The sequence below is a fragment of the Streptomyces sp. MP131-18 genome (assembly GCF_001984575.1).
Classification (GTDB): Bacteria; Actinomycetota; Actinomycetes; order Streptomycetales; family Streptomycetaceae; genus Streptomyces; species Streptomyces johnsoniae.
In genome coordinates this window covers 5,002,282-5,020,549 of sequence record NZ_LZNS01000001.1, presented here as the reverse complement: position 1 = coordinate 5,020,549, position 18,268 = coordinate 5,002,282, and the positions used below count along the sequence as shown (strand labels likewise).

The window sequence follows — 18,268 nt, the reverse complement described above, 5'->3', positions numbered from 1 at the left end:
CCGCGGATGCGGCGCGGGGAGCACCGTAAGCCGAAGAATTCGGGCGAGACAAGAAAGTGCGGGCACGCGCCCCATGATCGGAAATACCGGAACCCACCTCACACACACGCTCCGCGAGCACATATCAACGGAGAGCGATGGGCGCGTTCCGGACCGTTCGCCCAAGTTTCCGACGAGTAAACCGACTTGGCGGAAGCGCGAAACGGACCCCATGCGGCACACCCGCCCCCGACGGAGCGCCGAGTGAACTCGGTCACGGCGCCGGAGGCCGACGCCAGAATCAGACGGGAAGTCACGAATGTCCGGATCAGCGGCGCAAGCCGGTACTCCGGGGGACGAACGAGGAGTCCATCTGCTCGATGGTGGCGAGGGACGGGCCGCGGCGGGCGGACAGGTCCCGGGCGGCGGCCTCGGCATCGCCGAGCACGCGCACCGCGTTGTGCCAGGTCAGCTTCGCCACGTCGGCCGGCGACCAGCGCCGGGCCAGCAGTTCGGCAACCAGCCGCGGGTAGCCCGCGACGCTCTCCAGGCCGTCCGGCATGAAGGCCGTGCCGTCGTAGTCGCCGCCGATCCCGATGTGGTCGATGCCGGCCACCTCGCGCATGTGGTCCAGGTGGTCGGCAACGTCCGCGACGGTGGCCCGCGGGCGCGGGTGCTCGGCCTCGAACGCCCGGTGCACGGCCATCGCCCGCTCGGTCGTGTCCAGCCGGTGCAGCCCGTGCGCCTCCATGTTCACGGCCGCGCGCGCGGCCCAGTCCATCGCGGCGGGCAGCACGAAGTTGGGCACGAACGTGACCATCGCGACGCCGCCGTTCGCGGGCAGTGCGGCGAGCACGTCGTCCGGAACGTTCCGCGGGTGGTCGCAGACGGCGCGCGCGGAGGAGTGCGAGAACAGCACGGGCGCCTCGGTGACGCGCAGCGCGTCGCGCATCGTCGCGGGCGCGACGTGGGAGAGGTCGACGAGCATCCCGATCCGGTTCATCTCCCGGACGACCTCTTCGCCGAACGCGCTCAGCCCGTCGTGCCGCGGCTCGTCCGTGGCCGAATCGGCCCAGTCGATGGTGTCGTTGTGGGTGAGCGTCAGGTAGCGGACGCCGAGCCGGTGGAACGCGCGGAGCGTGCCGAGCGAATTGTTGATGGAGTGGCCGCCCTCCGCCCCCATCAGCGACGCGATCCGGCCCTCCGCCCTGGCCGCCGCCATGTCGTCCGCGGTCAGCGCGCGCCGCAGATGCGCGGGATAACGGTCGATGAGCGCCGCGACGACGTCGACCTGCTCCAGGCAGGCGCTGACGGCGCTGTCGCCGATGAGGTCCGTGCGCACGTACACCGACCAGAACTGCGCGCCGACGCCCCCGGCGCGCAGCCGCGGCAGGTCCGTGTGCAGGTGGGCGCTCTGGTCGGCGGCGATGTCGCGGCGGTCCAGGTCGTAGCGGACCTGCTCGCGCAGGGCCCACGGCAGGTCGTTGTGCCCGTCCACGACGGGGTGTTCGGCCAGCAGCTCCGACGCCCGGCTCAGCAGGTCCGCGTGTCCGTCGGCGCTCATGCGGTGCCAGGACCGGCCACGGTGGCGCGCAGCCGTCGGCCCTTTTCCCTGGCCTGGTCCCGCAGGCCGCGCTGGTAGTCGAGCATGCGCGCGAGCAGCGCCTCGTCGTGCGCGGCGAGGGAGCGGACGGCGAGGAGCCCGGCGTTCTTCGCCCCGGCGACCGAGACGGTCGCGACGGGCACTCCGGCGGGCATCTGCACGATGGAGAGCAGCGAGTCCATGCCGTCCAGGTGCGCGAGCGGCACCGGAACGCCGATGACCGGCAGCGGCGTCAGCGCGGCGAGCATGCCGGGCAGGTGCGCGGCGCCGCCCGCGCCCGCGATGATCGCCTTGAGGCCGCGGCCCGCCGCCTCTTCGCCGTAGGTCACCATCTCGTGCGGCATGCGGTGCGCGGACACGACGTCCACCTCGTAGGGCACGGCGAACTCGTCAAGCGCCTCCGCCGCGGCCCGCATCACCGGCCAGTCGGAGTCCGAGCCCATCACGATGCCGACGCGCGGCGACGGCGGGGAGCTGCTCATTCGTCGATGATCCCTCGCAGGTAGTCGGCGGCGTGGCGGGCGCGTTCGCGGACGTCGGCCAGGTCGTCGCCGTAGGTGGTGACGTGGCCGACCTTGCGGCCCGGCTTCACGTCCTTGCCGTACATGTGGATCTTCAGCTGCGGGTCGCGCGCCATGCAGTGCAGGAACGCCGGGTACATGTCGGGGAAGTCGCCGCCGAGCACGTTGGCCATGACGGTCCAGGGTGCGCGCGGGCGGGGGTCGCCGAGCGGCAGGTCGAGTACGGCCCTGACGTGGTTGGCGAACTGCGAGGTGACCGCGCCGTCCTGCGTCCAGTGTCCTGAGTTGTGCGGGCGCATGGCCAGCTCGTTGACCAGGACCCGGCCGTCGGCCGTCTCGAACAGCTCCACGGCGAGGTGCCCGGTCACCTCCAGTTCGCGGGCGACGGTCAGCGCCATCTCCTGCGCCGCCACGGCCGTCTCCGCGGGCAGGCCGGGAGCCGGGGCGATCACGGTGTCGCAGACGCCGCCGGCCTGCACGGACTCCACCACCGGGTAGGCGACGGCCTGCCCGTGCGGGGAACGGACGACGTTGGCGGCCAGCTCGCGGACGAAGTCGACCTTCTCCTCGGCCAGCACGGGCACCCCGGCCAGGAAGGGCTCGGTGACGCGGTCGGCGTCCGCGGCGGAGGCGACGATCCACACGCCCTTGCCGTCGTAGCCGCCGCGGACGGTCTTGAGTACGACGGGGAAGCCGCCCGCCTCGGTCTCCGCGAAGCGCCGCACGTCGGCCGGGTCCTCGACGATCCGGTGGCGCGGGCAGGGCACGCCGAGCCGGGTGAGGCGGGCGCGCATGACACCCTTGTCCTGGGCGTGCACGAGCGCGGCGGGTCCCGGCCTGACCGGAATGCCCTCGGCTTCCAGGACCCGCAGATGCTCGGTAGGCACGTGTTCGTGATCGAACGTGATCACGTCGCAGCCCTTCGCGAACGCACGCAGCGTGTCCAGATCGCGGTGGTCGCCGACGACCACATCGCCGGCGACGAGCGCCGCGGAGTCCTGCGGCGACGCGCTGAGCAGCTTGAACCTGATGCCGAGCGGGATGCCCGCCTCATGGGTCATGCGGGCGAGCTGACCGCCCCCGACCATGCCGACCACGGGAAATGTCACGCACCCAGCGTAGCCGCCGCCCCTCGCCGCCCTCCGGCCCCCCGGAACGGCTCCGCCCGGGGCGGCTCCGCCCGGAACCGTTCCGCCCGGAACCGTTCCGTCCGGGACCGCGTCCCACCGGGAGCCGGGACCGGCCCGCGAGCCAGGGCCGGAGGGGAGGGGTATGCACATCGGCACATCGGCGGGAAGGCCCGCACAGGCCGGCTGGTTAGCATGGCGGGCATGAAGGACCGCCGCACGCTGCGCGACCGCCTGCGCGGCATGGCCCGTGAGGTCGCGAAGTTCGGCACCGTGGGCGCCTTCGGCTTCCTGGTGAACGTCGCCGTGTTCAACGCGTGCAGCCAGGCTGCCGGCCTGGCGCCCATCCGTTCCGGCATCATCGCCACCTCCGCCGCCATCTGCACCAACTACCTCGGCAACCGGTACTGGACCTACCGGCACCGGGACAAGACCGGGCGCAGCCGCGAGGCGGGGCTTTTCCTGCTGTTCTCCTGCGTGGGCATGGTGATCGAGAACGGGGTGCTGGCGCTGTCGCACTACGGCTTCGGCTTCACCTCGCCGCTGGCCGACAATCTCGCGAAGAACGTGATCGGGCTCGGCATCGGCTCGCTGTTCCGCTTCTGGTCCTACCGCACCTGGGTCTTCCGCCGCCCCGAGGCGGAGTCGGAGGCGGAAGCGGAGGCGGCCAAGGACGCGGCGGGACGGGACCCCGCGCCGGAGCCTGCCGCCGCCGGGCGGCCCCGGCCCGCGGAGCCCGGCGGGCGCTGACGGTCAGGAGGCGTCCGACGCCTGCTCCGCCTCCCGGCTGAGGAACAGTGCGAAGACCGGCGGCCGCTGCTGGAGCAGTTCGAGGCGCCCGCCGTCCGCCTCCGCCAGATCGCGGGCGACGGCCAGGCCGAGCCCGGTCGAATTCCGCCCGCTCACCGTGCGTTCGAAGACGCGGGCCCCCAGCTCGGTCGGCACGCCGGGGCCGTCGTCCGTGACCTCGACGACGACCTGGTTGCCGGTGGTCCTGGTGCGCAGCGCGACGGTGCCCGCGCCGTGCATCAGCGAGTTCTCCACGAGGCAGGCCAGCACCTGCGAAACCGCGCCCGGGGTGCCGACGGCGCGCAGCCCCGGCTTGCCGGAGTGCACGATGGGGCGCCCCGCGCTGCGGTACGCGGGCCGCCACTCCTCGACCTGCTGCACCACGACCTCGTCGAGGTCGAAGCCCACCGCCGAGCCGAGGCGCGGATCACGGGAGTTGGTCAGCAGCCGCTGAACGACGTCGGTGAGCCGCTCCACCTGCGCGAGACCGATGGCCGCCTCCTCCTTGACCGTGTCCCTGTCCTCGGTGGCCATGATCTCCTCCAGCCGCATGGACAGCGCGGTCAGCGGCGTGCGCAGCTGGTGGGAGGCGTCCGCGGCGAGGCGCCGTTCCGCGGTCAGCATGCGGGCGATCCGTTCCGCGCTGGCGTCCAGCACGTCCGCGACCCGGTCCAGCTCGGCGACGCCGTACCGCCGGTGGCGGGGGCGCGGATCGCCGGAGCCGAGCCGTTCCGCGGTCTCGGCCAGGTCGGTCAGCGGCGCCGCGACGCGGCGGGCCTGCCGCACCGCGAGCAGCGCGGCGGCGGCCACCGCGAGCAGCGAGACGACGAGGATGATGGTGAGCATCCGGCCGATCTCGTTGCTGACGACGCTCGACGGCTGCTGAACGGTGACCGTCTCGCCGTGCGCGCCGGTCTGTTCGGCGCTCATCACGTCGCCCTCGGGCCGTTCGCCCAGCTCGACGGTCGGCACGCCGGGCTGCTCGATCAGCACGAAACGGTCGGCGGGCGCGGAGGCGCGCAGTTTCTGCTCGGTCACCGGCTCGTCCGCGGCGATGCGGCTCTCGACATCGGCGAGCACGCGGGCCACGTCCGACTCCAGGCGGTCGCGGGCGCTGGAGGTGATGGTGCGGGTCTCCACGATGAACAGAGAGACGCCGAACACCGCGATCACGATGAGCACCACCGCGAGCGTGGAGTTGATCAGACGGCGGCGCACGTCCCGGCCCCCGTCCCTGTCCCCGTCAGCTCTTCTCGAACCGGAATCCCACTCCCCTGACCGTGGCGATGTAGCGGGGGTTGGCCGCATCGTCGCCGAGCTTCTTGCGCAGCCAGGAGATGTGCATGTCGAGGGTCTTCGTGGACGACCACCACGTGGTGTCCCACACCTCGCGCATCAGCTGCTCGCGGGTCACGACCCGGCCCGCGTCGCGCACCAGGACCCGCAGCAGGTCGAACTCCTTGGCCGTGAGGTGCAGCTCGTCCTCGCCCATCCACGCGCGGTGCGACTCCACGTCGATCCGGATGCCGTGCACCGTCGGGGCGGGCGCGCTCTCCGCGGTACCGCGGCGCAGCAGGGCACGGACCCGGGCCAGCAGCTCGGCCAGCCGGAACGGCTTGGTCACGTAGTCGTCGGCGCCCGCGTCGAGGCCGACGACCGTGTCGACCTCGTCGGCGCGGGCGGTGAGCACCAGCACGGGCAGGCCCAGCCCTTCGGTGCGCAGGCGACGGCAGACCTCCAGGCCGTCCATGCCCGGCAGACCGAGGTCGAGCACCACGAGGTCGACGTCGCCCCGCAGGCCGGCCCGCAGCGCCCCCGGACCGTCCTCCCGCACCTCCACCTCGTATCCCTCGCGGCGCAGCGCTCGGGCCAGCGGCTCCGAGATGGACGCATCGTCCTCGGCGAGCAGTACTCGGGTCATGGCCTGATGGTAGACGCAGGCGGCTGACCGGCGGGGTCGGTCCGCGGGGTCGGTCACGGGGGCTCGGTCGCGGGCCGGTCACGGGGGTTCGGTGGCGGGGGCGCGCGGAATCACCGTCGCGCCGGGCGAGCGGGCGGCCGGGCGAGCGGGCGGCGCGGTGTCAGTCGGCGGGCGGCGCGGCCAGCTCGGCCCAGACGGTCTTGCCCGCGGCACCCGGCTCCCGGGCCACGCCCCAGTCCAGGCACAGGCGCTGGACGATGAACATGCCGTGGCCGCCGGGGCGTCCGGGGCGCCGGGCCGTGCGCAGGGCGGGCACGCCGTCGCCGCGGTCGAGCACCTCGACCCGCAGCACCTTCGTGCCCCGGCCTATCCGCAGCTCCTCCGGGCCGCCTGCGTGCAGGCAGGCGTTCGTGACCAGCTCGGAGACGACGAGCAGCGCATCCTCCGCGGCGGCGCGCAACTCCTCGGTGGGGGCCGGAAGCCACTCCCAGTCGTGGAGGGCGGCGCGGGTGAACTCGCGCGCGCGCGAGACGACGCCCGCGGCGTTGGCAAGCCGGAGCCTGCGTACCTGGAGCACGGCATCCGTCACCGTGGCCGGCGCCCGCTGCTCCGGGTCCTGATCGCCTGCTGGATACGGCCGGGTGATACCCATGCGCGCCTCCCCTCACCGCAACGCCGCGCCGCTGGCCTGCTGGCCTGGCCGAACCGTCCCTGTGGCCCGGCGTGACTGATCTCCTGCCCTGCCGAGCGGCGACCACACCCGTCCGATCCCGGCAATAGTGTGACTCGGCCGACCGCGTCCCGTACAGCGGGCCGGGGACGGCGATCGGTCGGAATCAGTCCGAGGGCAGGGCCGCGAGGGCGTCGTCGAGGCTCCCGTGGAGGGTGAAGACGGCCCCGGCGCCCGTTATCTCGAAGACTCGGGCGACATTTGGGCGCATTCCGGCCAGGTGCACTTGCCCTCCGGCGGCCTCGACGTCCACGCGTGTGGCGAGGAGCACATTGAGGCCGGTGGAGTCACAGAACTCCAATCCCGAACAGTCGATAACGATCCGGAAACAACCATCGGCCACGCACTGGTCGAGTGACTCGCGCAGCTTCTCGGCGGAGTGATGATCAAGCTCTCCGGCCGGCGTGATCACCGCACCCGAGCCCGCGCGGCGCACATCGACCGTCAGGCGGTGGCGGTTCGCCTCGTCCGGCGTGCCACGGTCCATGCAGCCCCCTTCATTTCGGAGCCCGTTCCTGGCTAGGTTCGAAACCTTAGCCCGTAGGGCGACGGCCCAACACCCGAACAACCCCGACGTTCTTCGGAATTCGGGCGTAGCAGACTTGCCATCGCCGCTGCGCGACCGGTAGGTCTAGAGACATTGCATTTTCCGAGCCGGCTTTGGAGGCGCCGCACCCCGCAGTGCACGTCACGGCTTCGGCAGCCATATGCCGAGAGACTTACGGAGGACACACCATGTCACCGGCCCCTCGTACTCATGATCCGCGTTCCGGCGCCCCCGCGGACGACGTTCCGTCCTCCCCCGCCACTGAACCGGCGGCGGACGACTTCCTCGCGTCGCTGCCCGAGATCCCGCCCTACGACGAGGTGGCGCCGCTCGACGCGCGCGCCCTGTCGAAGAGCCTCTTCGCCCGGCTGCGGACGCTCGAAGAGGGCACGCATGAGTACGCATACGTACGGAACACTCTGGTCGAGCTGAACCTGGCGCTGGTGAAGTTCGCCGCTGCAAGGTTCCGTTCCCGCAGCGAACCGATGGAGGACATCGTCCAGGTCGGCACGATAGGTCTGATCAAGGCGATCGACCGCTTCGAGGCCGACCGCGGTGTGGAATTCCCCACGTTCGCGATGCCGACGATCGTCGGCGAGATCAAGCGCTTCTTCCGCGACACCTCCTGGTCGGTCCGGGTGCCGCGGCGTCTCCAGGAGCTGCGGCTCGACCTCGCCAAGGCGGGCGACGAGCTGGCGCAGAAGCTGGACAGGTCCCCGACCGTTTCCGAGCTGGCCGAGCGGCTGAAGATCAGCGAGGAAGAAGTCGTGGAGGGCATGGCCGCGTCCAATGCCTACACGGCCAGCTCGCTGGACGCGCAGCCGGAGGAGGACGACGCGGAGGGCGCGCTCGCCGACCGCATCGGCTACGAGGACCACGGACTTGAGGGCATCGAGTACATCGAGTCCCTGAAACCCCTGATCGCGCAGCTCGCGCCGCGCGACCGGCAGATTCTTTCGCTCCGCTTCGTGGCGAACATGACGCAGTCGGAGATCGGCGAGGAGCTGGGCATCTCGCAGATGCACGTCTCGCGGCTGCTGGCCAGGACACTCGGCAAGTTGCGCCGGGGCCTGATGGTGGAGGAGTAACACCGCCCACCCGCCACGGGCGGACACGGCGGAAAGGCCCGGGAACGAACACACCGTTCCCGGGCCCATTGCTGTCGCCCCGGCCTCTGCGCACCGGCCGGGGCGTGGCCGTTCAGTGGCGTGCGAGGGCGGCGGCGTCGGGGATCGCGGCGAACGCTTCGCGCATGTGTCCGTACAGCGCTTCGCGGTCGGCCCCCTGGCCCGCGGCGGCCCACTGCCGCACGGCCCACCGCCATGCGGCGAGCATCAGCTCGAGCAGCAGGAGGAGCCGCAGCTCCTGGTCACGGCCGCCGCCGGCGGCGGGCCGGCGTTCCGCGGTGATGTGCAGCACGCGGTCGGTCACCTCCGCGCAGTGCCGGAGGCTGTGTGCGAGCAGCGCCGGGGTGCGCTCGCACAGGGCGCGGCTGCACAGGAACCGGCGTTCCCAGCCCTCGGCCATCTCCCGTACCGCGGCGAACAGCGTCTCCTGGTAGGAGGCCAGCGGGGAGCGGCCGGGTCCCGGCGGGCGGGCCTCGATGCCCGCGACGTACGCCGCCCACAGCTCCTTTTCCGGCGCCAGGGCAACGTCCTCCTTGGACGCGAAGGTACGGAAGAAGGTGCGCTGCGAGATCTCCACGGCGTCCACCAGCTCGTCGAGCGTGGTCTCCCCGAAGCCCTGCTCGGTGAACAGCCGCAGCGCCTCCTCCACCAGGGCGCGGCGTGTGCGTAGCTTCTTGCGTTCGCGCAGCGTCAGCCCGGCGGGCCCGGCGGGCCCGGCCGGCCGCTCGTCCCCTTCGTTCCCCGCAGGGCTCCCCTCACGCACGGCGCCGAGTGTACTCGCGCCGCCTCGCCATCCGCCAGCAAAAGCCTGTTGCCAGCTAATGCCGGTCACTGGCATATTTTCCTCCACCCGGCCGGACCACCGGCCGGGAAGGCACCGTGCCGGGGCCAGAAAGCCCCGGCGGCAAGGGAGAGTCGCGCATGCGCGCCTGGACGATCGACCACACCCGCCCGGACCACCTGACCCTCGCCGAGGCGCCGGAGCCGGCGCCCGCCCCGCACCAGGCGCTGATCCGCGTCGCCGCGTTCTCCATCAACTACGGCGAGGTCGTCTCCGTCGTACCGGACGGCGAGCTGGGCACCGTGCCCGGCTGGGACGCGGCGGGGATCGTCGAACGGGCGGCGGCCGACGGTTCAGGACCCGCCGCCGGCACTCCGGTGGTGTCGTTGGCCGCGGACGGCGCGTGGGCGGAGCTGCGCGCCGTTGACACCGCGCTGCTCGGTGCCGTTCCGCAGGGCGCCGACCTCGGCGCGATCAGCACGCTGCCGGTCGCGGCCGGGTCCGCGCTGCGCGGCCTGCACCGCCTCGGCCCTCTGCTCGGCCGCCGGGTCCTGATCACCGGGGCGGGCGGCGGCGTCGGCCGGTTCGCCGTTCAGCTCGCCGCACGCGGCGGCGCCCACGTCGTCGCGACGACCACCGATCCGGCCAAGGAGCAGACGCTGCGCGGGCTCGGCGCGGACGAGGTCGTCATCGGCACGGACGGGATCGCGGGGCTGACCGGGCCGGTGCACGGCGTGATCGACCTGGTCGGCGGGGACCACATGGTGGCGGCCTACCGGACGCTCGGGCGCCACGGCACGCTGATCGCCATGGGGCACACGTCCGGCCGGGGCGAGTCGTTCGCGGAAAGCGACTTCTCCGGACTGCTGGGCACCGACCGCAGCATCGCCACGTTCTTCCTGCTGGACGACGCCGACGGGCTCGGCGCGGACCTGAGCTGGCTCGCCGGGCTGCTGGCCGGCGGCGAGCTGGACGCGCAGGTCGGCTGGCGCGGCGCCTGGACGCGCACCCCGGAGGCCATCACGGCCCTGGCCGAGGGCCGCGTGCCCGGCAAGGCGGTGCTCGACCTGCCCGCGGCCGGCTGACCTGGCGGTGGCCGGCTGACCTGGCGGTGGCGGTGGCGGCAGAAAAGCCCATGCGCCGGGTCTTCGACGGCCGTTAGGGTGCCTGCATGCTGCGCAGAGTGCTGTCCGTCAATCTCGGGCAGGCGGGTGCCGACGCGTTCACCGACGCGCCGGACGGCCTGACCGGCATCAACAAGCGCCCGGTGCCGGGCCCGGTGGAGGTGTCGGCGCCAGGCCCCAAGGGGGTCGGGGGCAGCGGCCTGGCCGGCGACATGGTCTGCGACCGCCGCCACCACGGCGGTGACGACCAGGCCGTGTACGCGTTCGCCCGCGAGGACCTGGACCGCTGGGAGGCCGCACTCGACCGGCGCCTGGGGAACGGCGTCTTCGGCGAGAACCTCACGACCTGCGGCATCGACGTCGGCGACGTGCGCATCGGCGAACGGTGGCGGGTGGGCGCCGACCTGATCATCGAGGCCACCTCGGCGCGGATTCCGTGCCGCACGTTCGCCGAGTGGCTGGGCGAGCGGGGGTGGGTCAAGCGGTTCACGCAGGATGCCGCGCCCGGCGCCTACTTCCGCGTGATCCGGCCGGGCGCCGTGCGTGCCGGAGACCCGGTGGAGATCGTCGAACGGCCGGACCACGAGGTGTCGGTCTCGTTCCTCTTCCGCGCCCAGACCACGCGGCCCGAGCTGCGCCCGCGCGTCATCGCGGCGGGCGAGGCGCTGCATGAGGAGGAGCTGAGGCTGGCCCGCGGGTGGGCCGCCGCAGCCGCCCAGACCGCGCCGAGCGCGCCGAGCTGAGGCGAACGGCGCCCCCGCGGTGTGCGCGGGCGCCGGAGGGCGACACGGGCGACGCTGTGCCGCGTCACCGCGCGCCGGCGAGGGCTTCCGCGATGGCCCGCGCATGCAGGTGCCGGCGCACGTACACCGCAAGACCGGCGCAGATCACGGCGACGGCGAGGAACGGGGCGCGCAGCCCCGCCTCGCGGCCGAACTCCGCCTCCACCAGGGCCACGAGCCCGCCGCCCGCCAGCATGCCCAGCGGCATGGCGCCCCAGCCGAGCAGCCGGTAGACGCTGTTGACGCGCCCCAGCAACCGGTCCGGAATGATCGTCTGCCGCAATGAAACGGTCGTGACGTTCCACAACACCGCGCCAAATCCGGTCGCGCTCATCGCCACCCCGACCACCAGGGCGTGGGAGGCCACCGCGGCAGCCGCGAACGCGATCACCTGGAGGGCCAGCAGGACCAGCAGGGAACGGGCCGGACCGAGCCGCCGCCCCGCCCGGCCCGCCAGCAGGCCGCCCAGCACGCCACCGACCCCGGCGGCCGAGGTCAGCACGGCGAACCCGACCGGTCCCAGGCCCAGCACTTCCTGCGCGTACAGCACGTAGACCGCGAGCGCCGCCTGCGTCGAACCGTTGATCACCGCAAGCGAGACCGCCAGGCGGCGCAGCACCGGAATGTCCCACAACCAGCGCACGCCCTCGGCGATTTCGGCCCGCATCGAGCGGCGCGGCGCGGCCGTCGCGCCCGGCTCGTGCGCCGTGCGCACGCGGTAGCTCCCGCGCAGCAGGAGCAGCACCGCGCCGGTGGCGACGGCCGCGCCCGCGTCGAAGACGAACGGCGCGGCCAGCGCGAAGCCGAGCAGCGCGCCGCCGAGGGGCCTGGCCACGAAGTCGTCCGACACCATCTGGGCCGCCATGAGCCGGCCGTTCGCGGTGGGCAGGTGCACGCGGGCGACCACGGAGGGCAGCAGGACCTGCGCGGTGTTGTCGAACAGCACCTCGGCGAAGCCGAGGGCCAGCGCGCAGGCGCACAGCACCGGCAGGGACATGGCGTCCAGGGCGACGAACAGCGCGACGAGGCCCACGATCAGCGCGCGGGCGACGCTCATCCACAGCATGAGGTGCCGCCGGTCGAGCCGGTCCGCGAGCACCCCGGCCGGGAGGCTGAACAGCAGCCAGGGCAGGCGCACGGCCACGCCCGTCAGCGCGACGAGGAAGGCGTCGCTGGTGAGGGTGGTCGCCAGCCACGGGAAGGCGACGGCGCTGGCGCCCTGGCCGAGGTTGGTGACCGTGCTCGCCGACCACAGCGTCCAGAACCGGCCCCCGAGCCCCCGGTCCTCGCGCGGCAGTCCGGCGGCCGGTGCGGCGCCCTCGGTCACATCGTCGGTCACGCGTGTCAACTCCCCGTCTCGTTCCGGCACGCGGTCGCCCGGTCGTCCGGTCGCCCGGTCGTTCCGGCGACGGACACCATGCCGAACGGCGCTCCGCGGCGCTACGGGCCTTAGTCCGGCGCCGGGGCGCCTTAGCCGGGGCGCGGGGCCTCAGGTCCTGGCCTGAAGCTCGCGCCGCCCCCGGCGCCAGACCGCGGCGACCAGCGGCACGCCGGGACGGTAGGCGAGGTGCACCGGCGAGGGCGCGGCCAGCAGGACCAGGTCGGCGCGGGCCCCGGGCGCCAGGCGGCCGACGTCGGTGCGGTCCAGCGCCGCGGCGCCGCCCGCGGTGGCCGACCACAGCGCCTCGTCGGGCGTCATGCCCATCTCGCGCACCGCGACGGCCACGCAGAACGGCATCGAGCTGGTGAACGAGGAGCCCGGATTGCAGTCGGTCGCCAGCGCCACGACGGCGCCCGCGTCGAGCAGGCGGCGCGCGTCCGGATAGGGCGCGCGGGTGGAGAACTCGCAGCCCGGCAGCAGGGTTGCCACGGTGCCGCCCTGGGCCAGGGCGTCGACGTCCGCGTCCGTGAGGTGCGTGCAGTGGTCGGCGGACCTGGCCCCGGCCTCGACGGCGAGCCGGACACCGGGCCCGGGGCCGAGCTGGTTGGCGTGCACCCGCGGGCGGAGACCACGCGCCCGGCCCGCGGCCAGCACGGCGCGCGCCTGCCCGGCGTCGAAGGCGCCGCGCTCGCAGAAGACGTCGATCCACCGGGCGTACGGCGCGCAGGCGTCGAGCATCGGCCCGGTCACCAGGGCCACGTAGTCCTCGGGGGACGCGGCGTGCTCGGGGGGAACGATGTGGGCGCCGAGGTAGGTCACCTCCTCGGTGTGCTCCGCGGCGATCCGCAGAGCGCGCGCCTCGTCCGCCACGGTGAGGCCGTAGCCGGACTTCGTCTCCACGGTGGTGGTGCCCTGCCGGAGCATTTCGCGCAGGAACGCGGCGAGGTTGGCGGACAGTTCGGCGTCGGTGGCCCGACGGGTCGCCGCGACCGTGGTCCTGATGCCGCCCGCGGTATAGGGCCGGCCGGACATCCTGGCGTGGAACTCGGCGGTGCGGTCGCCCGCGAACAGCAGGTGGGAGTGCGAGTCGACGAAGCCGGGGATGACGGCTCCGCCACTCGCGTCGTGGTGACTGTCAGTGGCGGGTGCTCTACTGGATGTGCCGGTCCAGACGATGCGGTCGCCCTCGATGACGACGGCCGCGTCCCGGACCGGTCCGAGCGGACCTGGGCCGAGGGAGGGGTCGTTGGTGATGAGTACGCCGATGTTGGTGATCGCGGTGCTGCCCGTGCTGCCGGTGCTGCCCGTGCTGCCGGTGCTGGCCGTGCTGGCCGTACTGGCCGTACTGGGGGTGCGGTGCGTGCCGTGGGCGCGGTGCGCGTCGGGGCCGGTGGGCCGGGACATGGCGGACTCCTCTTCCTGCTCCTGGTGCTGGTGCTGCTCCTGGTGCTCCTGCCGCTGTTCAGCGCGCGGCGCGGAGCGCGGCGACGGATTCCGCGAGGGCCGCGGGCACATTCGGCACCAGTTGGTGGCCGCCGTCCCTGACGATGTGCCGCCCGCCGACGACGGTGTGGCGCACGTCGGCCCCGGTCGCGGCGAAGACGGCGGCCTGAAGCGCCATCCGGGGCGGCGGCCCCGCGGTCCTGACGCTGTCGAGCGCGACCGTGGTGAAGTCGGCCAGGCAGCCCGGCTCGATCCGCCCGGCCTCCGGCCAGCCGAGGGCGGCGTGCCCGTCCTCGGCCGTGAAGCGCAGCAGCTGGTCGGCGGTGAAGTGGCCGCGGACGCGGGTGTTGAGGCGCTCGTGCAGTTCGAGGGCGCGCGCCTCCGCCAGCAGGTCGATGACGGCGTGGCTGTCGCTGCCCAGGCACAGTGGGCTGCCCGCGGCGCGCAGCCGGGCGGCGGGGCCGATGCCGTCGGCGAGGTCACGTTCCGTGGTGGGGCACAGACAGACGACGGTGGCGCTGCGGCCGAGGAGTTCGATGTCCTCGCCGGTGAGGTGGGTGGCGTGCACGGCGGTGGTGCGCGGCCCGAGCACCCCGTGGTCCGCGAGGAGTTCGGCGGGGGTGCGGCCGTGCGCGCCGAGGCAGTCCTCGTTCTCCTTCGGCTGCTCGGAGAGGTGGACGTGCAGCGGCGCTCCGCGTTCCTCGGCCCAGGCGGCGACCTGGGCCAGTTCCCCGGCGGGCACCGCCCGGACGGAGTGGATGGCCGCGCCGATCCGGGTGGTGCCGTTCCCGCGCAGCGCGTCGGCCCGTTCGGCCCACCGCGCCGCGGTGCCGTCGGAGAAGCGCAGCTGCACGCCGGTGGGCTCCTGGCCGAAGCCGGCGGCGAGGTAGCAGGTGTCGAGGAGCGTCATCCGGATACCGGCGTCCGCCGCCGCGGCGATCAGCGCCTCGCCCATCGCGTTCTGGTTGCCGTAGCGGGTGCCGCCCGCCGCATGGTGGACGTAGTGGAATTCGCCGACGCACGTGACGCCCGCCAGCGCCATCTCCGCGTAGACGGCGCGGGCCAGGGCGTGGCAGAGGTCGGGGTCCAGCCGGGAGGCGATGTCGTACATGGCGTTGCGCCACGTCCAGAAGGTGCCGCTGCCCACCTGGGTGGCGGAGCGCAGCGCCCGGTGGAACGCGTGGCTGTGCACGTTGGCCAGGCCGGGCAGGGTCAGGCCGCGCAGCGGGACGCAGCCCACGGGCGGCTCCGCCGCGCCGGGCGCCACGGACGAGATGTGTCCCGTGCGGGAGGTGGAGATGACGACGCCCGGCTCCACCGGGCCGTTGAGCCAGGCGTATTCCGCCCAGTAGGTCTGCTCGGTCAGGGACACGCCAGGCCCTCCAGTACGTCGGCCAGCGCGGTCACCCCGGCCAGGCAGTCGGTCTCCTCGGCGTGCTCCTCGGGTGCGTGCGAGACGCCGGTCGGATTGCGTACGTACAGCATGGCGGTGGGGACGGCGGCGGCGAGGATTCCGGCGTCGTGTCCCGCGCCCGTGGCCAGCACGGGTGCGCCGCCGAGCCGGGCGGCGAGCGCGTCGCGCAGCCCGGGGGCGAAGGCGACGCCCGGCGTGTGCGACTCCCGGGTGACCGCGACGGTGACGCCGTCCCGGCCACCACGCTCGGCCGCGCCCTGTTCGATCGCGGCGACCAGCGCGTCGAGGGTCGCCGTGTCCTGGGCCCTGGAGTCGAGCCAGCCGCGGACGAGGGCGGGCACGGCGTTGACGGCGTTCGGCTCGGCCTCGACCTTGCCGAAGGTGGCGAGTGCCCCGGCCAGCCGGGCGCGCTTGCGGGCGGCGAGCACGGTGTGGGCATACGTCAGCATCGGGTCGTGCCGGTCCTCGATGCGGGTGGTGCCCGCGTGGTTGGCCTGGCCGCGGAAGTCGAAGCGCCAGCGCCCGTGCGGCCAGATGACCGAGCCGACCCCGACGGGGCGGCCCAGACCGGCCAGCGCCCTGCCCTGCTCGACGTGCAGCTCGACAAACGTGCCGATGCGCCCGAGCCGTTCCGGATCGGGGCCGATGGCCGCCGGGTCGAGGCCCGCCCGTTCCAGCGCGCGGGCCAGCGTGACGCCGTCCGCGTCGCGCAGCCGTCGCGCCCGGTCGGGGTCGAGCAGCCCGCAGGCCAGCCGGGAGCCGACGCAGGCCACGCCGAAGCGGGCGCCCTCCTCGTCGGCGAAGCCGACCACGCCCAGCGGGCGGGCCGCGGCGGTGCCGCGCTCGCGGAGCTCGTCGATCGCGGCGAACGCCGAGACCACCCCGAGCGGCCCGTCGAACGCCCCGCCGTCCGGCACCGAGTCCAGGTGCGACCCGGTGACGACCGCGTCGCCCGCCGCCGGGTCCCCGGCCCACGCCCACTGGTTGCCGTTGCGGTCCACCTCGTACCGCAGCCCGCGCCGCGCGGCCTGCTCGCGGAACCAGGCACGCAGCTCCCCGTCGGCGGCCGTCCAGGCGTACCTGTGGTACCCGCCCGAGGCGGCCCGCCCGACCGGCCGCAGCCCGGCCCACATCTCGCGGAAGGAGCCGGCGCCGCCCCCGTCCGCCGCCGGGGCGGTCCGGGCGGCGTCCCGGATGTCCCGGGCGTCGTGGGCGTCGTGGGCGTCCCGGGCGTCGTGGCCCGGCACGTTCACGGGGTCTCCCGCATGGGGATGCGGACGCCGCGTTCCGCCGCCACTGCCTCGGCCTCGCCGTACCCCGCGTCGACGTGCCGGATCACGCCCATGCCCGGGTCGTTGGTCAGGACACGGCGGATCTTCTCGCCCGCCAGGGCGGTGCCGTCGGCCACCGTGACCTGCCCGGCGTGCAGGGAGCGGCCCATGCCGACGCCGCCGCCGTGGTGGATGGACACCCACGAGGCACCGGAGGCCACGTTGACCATGGCGTTCAGCAGCGGCCAGTCCGCGATGGCGTCCGAGCCGTCCCGCATGCCCTCGGTCTCGCGGTACGGGGAGGCGACCGAGCCGCAGTCCAGGTGGTCGCGGCCGATGACCACGGGCGCGGCCAGCTCGCCGCCGGCCACCATATGGTTGAACCGCTCGCCCGCGCGCTCCCGTTCGCCGTAGCCCAGCCAGCAGATCCGGGCGGGCAGGCCCTGGAAGCGGACCCGCTCCCCCGCCAGCGTGATCCAGCGCGCGAGCGACTCGTTCTCGGGGAAGAGTTCGAGGACGGCCCGGTCGGTGGCCGCGATGTCCCGCGGATCGCCGCTGAGCGCCGCCCAGCGGAAGGGGCCCTTGCCCTCGCAGAACAGCGGCCTGATGTAGGCGGGGACGAAGCCGGGGAAGGCGAACGCCCGGTCGTAGCCGGCCAGCTGCGCCTCGCCGCGGATCGAGTTGCCGTAGTCGAAGACCTCGGCCCCGGCGTCCTGGAAGCCGACCATGGCCTCGACGTGCCGGGCCATCGACTCCCTGGCGCGCCGGGTGAACTCTTCGGGGGCCCGCGCGGCGTAGGCCGCCATGTCGGCGAGGTCCACCCCGGTCGGCAGGTAGGCCAGCGGGTCGTGCGCGCTGGTCTGGTCGGTCACGATGTCCACCGGCGCGCCCTCGGCCAGCAGCCGGGGCAGCACTTCGGCGGCGTTGCCGAGGACGCCGACGGACAGCGGCCTGCGGGTGGCGCGGGCCTCGGCCGCCAGGTCCATGGCCTCCGCGACCGAGTCGGCCCGCACGTCGAGGAAGCCGTGGGCGATGCGCCGCTCGATGGCCCGCGGGTCGCAGTCGACACAGACGGCCACCCCGCCGTTCATGGTGACCGCGAGCGGCTGCGCGCCGCCCATGCCGCCGAGCCCGGCCGTCAGGGTCACCGTCCCTGCCAGGCTCCCGCCGAACCGCTTGGCGGCGACCGCGGCGAACGTCTCGTAGGTGCCCTGGAGGATGCCCTGCGTGCCGATGTAGATCCACGAACCGGCCGTCATCTGGCCGTACATGGTCAGCCCCAGGCGTTCGAGGCGGCGGAACTCCTCCCACGTCGCCCAGTCGCCGACGAGGTTCGAGTTCGCGATCAGCACCCGGGGCGCCCACGGGTGGGTGGTCATCACCCCGACCGGCCGGCCCGACTGCACGAGCATCGTCTCGTCGGGGCCGAGCGAACGCAGCGTCGCGGCCATCGCGTCGAAGGACGCCCAGTCACGGGCCGCCCGGCCCGTGCCGCCGTAGACGACGAGCTGGTCAGGATGCTCGGCGACCTCCGGGTCCAGGTTGTTCTGGAGCATCCGCAGCGCGGCTTCCTGCGGCCAGCCCTGCGCACTCAGCGCGGTGCCGCGGGGTGCGCGCACGGGTCGAGGTCCTGCCATGACCAGCCTCCCCGGTGAGAACCATTCATTCACTCTAGATCCTGAATACTTTCAGTCAACCGCGCCTCGGCCGCCGACCCCGGCCGTGCCC

Annotated in this window: 17 protein-coding genes; 4 read left to right on the top strand and 13 right to left on the bottom strand. The window is 73.8% G+C overall.

The window, feature by feature from the left end; translation table 11 throughout:
* Positions 1-307 precede the first annotated feature (307 nt).
* From STBA_RS22795 to STBA_RS22785, 3 genes are read right to left on the bottom strand one after another with little or no spacing between them, the layout of a single operon-like run.
* Positions 308-1,543, bottom strand: coding sequence for a dipeptidase (locus STBA_RS22795; RefSeq protein WP_077061020.1), 1,236 nt, complete (start codon positions 1,541-1,543; stop codon positions 308-310).
* Entirely contained in the window at positions 1,540-2,064 is a 525-nt protein-coding gene (gene purE / locus STBA_RS22790) for a 5-(carboxyamino)imidazole ribonucleotide mutase (protein ID WP_077061019.1), read from the bottom strand. The genes STBA_RS22795 and purE overlap by 4 nt, the downstream gene beginning before the upstream one ends.
* A complete protein-coding gene (locus tag STBA_RS22785) occupies positions 2,061-3,212 on the bottom strand; it encodes a 5-(carboxyamino)imidazole ribonucleotide synthase (RefSeq protein ID WP_077061018.1) in 1,152 nt (383 codons plus the stop codon). The genes purE and STBA_RS22785 overlap by 4 nt, the downstream gene beginning before the upstream one ends.
* Positions 3,213-3,434: 222 nt before the next feature.
* On the opposite strand from STBA_RS22785, the gene STBA_RS22780 reads away from it, so the two are divergent.
* Positions 3,435-3,980, top strand: coding sequence for a GtrA family protein (locus STBA_RS22780; RefSeq protein ID WP_077063521.1), 546 nt, complete (start codon positions 3,435-3,437; stop codon positions 3,978-3,980).
* Between the two features lie 3 nt (positions 3,981-3,983).
* Here STBA_RS22780 and STBA_RS22775 read toward each other — a convergent pair whose 3' ends face one another.
* The 4 genes from STBA_RS22775 to STBA_RS22760 form a co-directional block, all read right to left on the bottom strand.
* A complete protein-coding gene (locus STBA_RS22775; RefSeq protein WP_077061017.1) occupies positions 3,984-5,237 on the bottom strand; it encodes an ATP-binding protein in 1,254 nt (417 codons plus the stop codon).
* Positions 5,238-5,262: 25 nt separating this feature from the next.
* Positions 5,263-5,940 (bottom strand): response regulator transcription factor, encoded by a 678-nt coding sequence (locus STBA_RS22770; protein WP_077063520.1) that lies wholly within the window; start codon positions 5,938-5,940, stop codon positions 5,263-5,265.
* 160 nt (positions 5,941-6,100) lie between these two features.
* Positions 6,101-6,592: an ATP-binding protein gene (locus STBA_RS22765; RefSeq protein ID WP_077061016.1), complete on the bottom strand. Its 492-nt coding sequence runs from the start codon at positions 6,590-6,592 to the stop codon at positions 6,101-6,103.
* A gap of 184 nt (positions 6,593-6,776) precedes the next feature.
* A complete protein-coding gene (locus STBA_RS22760) occupies positions 6,777-7,157 on the bottom strand; it encodes an STAS domain-containing protein (RefSeq protein WP_077061015.1) in 381 nt (126 codons plus the stop codon).
* Between the two features lie 248 nt (positions 7,158-7,405).
* Between STBA_RS22760 and STBA_RS22755 the strand changes: the two genes are divergently transcribed.
* A complete protein-coding gene (locus tag STBA_RS22755; protein ID WP_077061014.1) occupies positions 7,406-8,305 on the top strand; it encodes an RNA polymerase sigma factor SigF in 900 nt (299 codons plus the stop codon).
* A 112-nt stretch (positions 8,306-8,417) separates the two neighbouring features.
* On the opposite strand, the gene STBA_RS22750 is transcribed toward STBA_RS22755, so the two are convergent.
* Entirely contained in the window at positions 8,418-9,107 is a 690-nt protein-coding gene (locus STBA_RS22750; protein ID WP_253194925.1) for a TetR/AcrR family transcriptional regulator, read from the bottom strand.
* A 158-nt stretch (positions 9,108-9,265) separates the two neighbouring features.
* On the opposite strand from STBA_RS22750, the gene STBA_RS22745 reads away from it, so the two are divergent.
* Positions 9,266-10,210: a zinc-binding dehydrogenase gene (locus STBA_RS22745; protein ID WP_077061013.1), complete on the top strand. Its 945-nt coding sequence runs from the start codon at positions 9,266-9,268 to the stop codon at positions 10,208-10,210.
* 86 nt (positions 10,211-10,296) lie between these two features.
* Positions 10,297-10,992, top strand: a complete 696-nt coding sequence (locus tag STBA_RS22740; protein ID WP_077061012.1) for an MOSC domain-containing protein — start codon at positions 10,297-10,299, stop codon at positions 10,990-10,992.
* A 64-nt stretch (positions 10,993-11,056) separates the two neighbouring features.
* On the opposite strand, the gene STBA_RS22735 is transcribed toward STBA_RS22740, so the two are convergent.
* The 5 genes from STBA_RS22735 to hutU all read right to left on the bottom strand — a co-directional run bounded on the left by STBA_RS22735 (position 11,057) and on the right by hutU (position 18,177).
* Positions 11,057-12,370 (bottom strand): MFS transporter, encoded by a 1,314-nt coding sequence (locus STBA_RS22735; protein ID WP_171987766.1) that lies wholly within the window; start codon positions 12,368-12,370, stop codon positions 11,057-11,059.
* Between the two features lie 150 nt (positions 12,371-12,520).
* A complete protein-coding gene (hutI, locus tag STBA_RS22730; RefSeq protein WP_079252455.1) occupies positions 12,521-13,816 on the bottom strand; it encodes an imidazolonepropionase in 1,296 nt (431 codons plus the stop codon).
* A 58-nt stretch (positions 13,817-13,874) separates the two neighbouring features.
* On the bottom strand, positions 13,875-15,227 hold the full coding sequence (locus STBA_RS22725; RefSeq protein WP_077061011.1) for a formimidoylglutamate deiminase: 1,353 nt from the start codon (positions 15,225-15,227) through the stop codon (positions 13,875-13,877).
* Complete coding sequence (locus STBA_RS22720) at positions 15,218-16,402, bottom strand: allantoate amidohydrolase (protein WP_077063516.1); 1,185 nt, start codon at positions 16,400-16,402, stop codon at positions 15,218-15,220. The genes STBA_RS22725 and STBA_RS22720 overlap by 10 nt, the downstream gene beginning before the upstream one ends.
* A gap of 116 nt (positions 16,403-16,518) precedes the next feature.
* Positions 16,519-18,177: a urocanate hydratase gene (hutU, locus tag STBA_RS22715; protein ID WP_077061010.1), complete on the bottom strand. Its 1,659-nt coding sequence runs from the start codon at positions 18,175-18,177 to the stop codon at positions 16,519-16,521.
* Positions 18,178-18,268 lie beyond the last annotated feature (91 nt).

Coding starts and splice junctions, on each gene's coding strand:
- hutU (WP_077061010.1), bottom strand. CDS start 18,177: ATGGCAGGACCTCGACCCGTGCGCGCACCCCGCGGCACCGCGCTGAGT.
- STBA_RS22755 (WP_077061014.1), top strand. CDS start 7,406: ATGTCACCGGCCCCTCGTACTCATGATCCGCGTTCCGGCGCCCCCGCG.
- STBA_RS22795 (WP_077061020.1), bottom strand. CDS start 1,543: ATGAGCGCCGACGGACACGCGGACCTGCTGAGCCGGGCGTCGGAGCTG.
- hutI (WP_079252455.1), bottom strand. CDS start 13,816: ATGTCCCGGCCCACCGGCCCCGACGCGCACCGCGCCCACGGCACGCAC.
- STBA_RS22760 (WP_077061015.1), bottom strand. CDS start 7,157: ATGGACCGTGGCACGCCGGACGAGGCGAACCGCCACCGCCTGACGGTC.
- purE (WP_077061019.1), bottom strand. CDS start 2,064: ATGAGCAGCTCCCCGCCGTCGCCGCGCGTCGGCATCGTGATGGGCTCG.
- STBA_RS22745 (WP_077061013.1), top strand. CDS start 9,266: ATGCGCGCCTGGACGATCGACCACACCCGCCCGGACCACCTGACCCTC.
- STBA_RS22765 (WP_077061016.1), bottom strand. CDS start 6,592: ATGGGTATCACCCGGCCGTATCCAGCAGGCGATCAGGACCCGGAGCAG.
- STBA_RS22740 (WP_077061012.1), top strand. CDS start 10,297: ATGCTGCGCAGAGTGCTGTCCGTCAATCTCGGGCAGGCGGGTGCCGAC.
- STBA_RS22780 (WP_077063521.1), top strand. CDS start 3,435: ATGAAGGACCGCCGCACGCTGCGCGACCGCCTGCGCGGCATGGCCCGT.
- STBA_RS22770 (WP_077063520.1), bottom strand. CDS start 5,940: ATGACCCGAGTACTGCTCGCCGAGGACGATGCGTCCATCTCGGAGCCG.
- STBA_RS22720 (WP_077063516.1), bottom strand. CDS start 16,402: ATGTGGGCCGGGCTGCGGCCGGTCGGGCGGGCCGCCTCGGGCGGGTAC.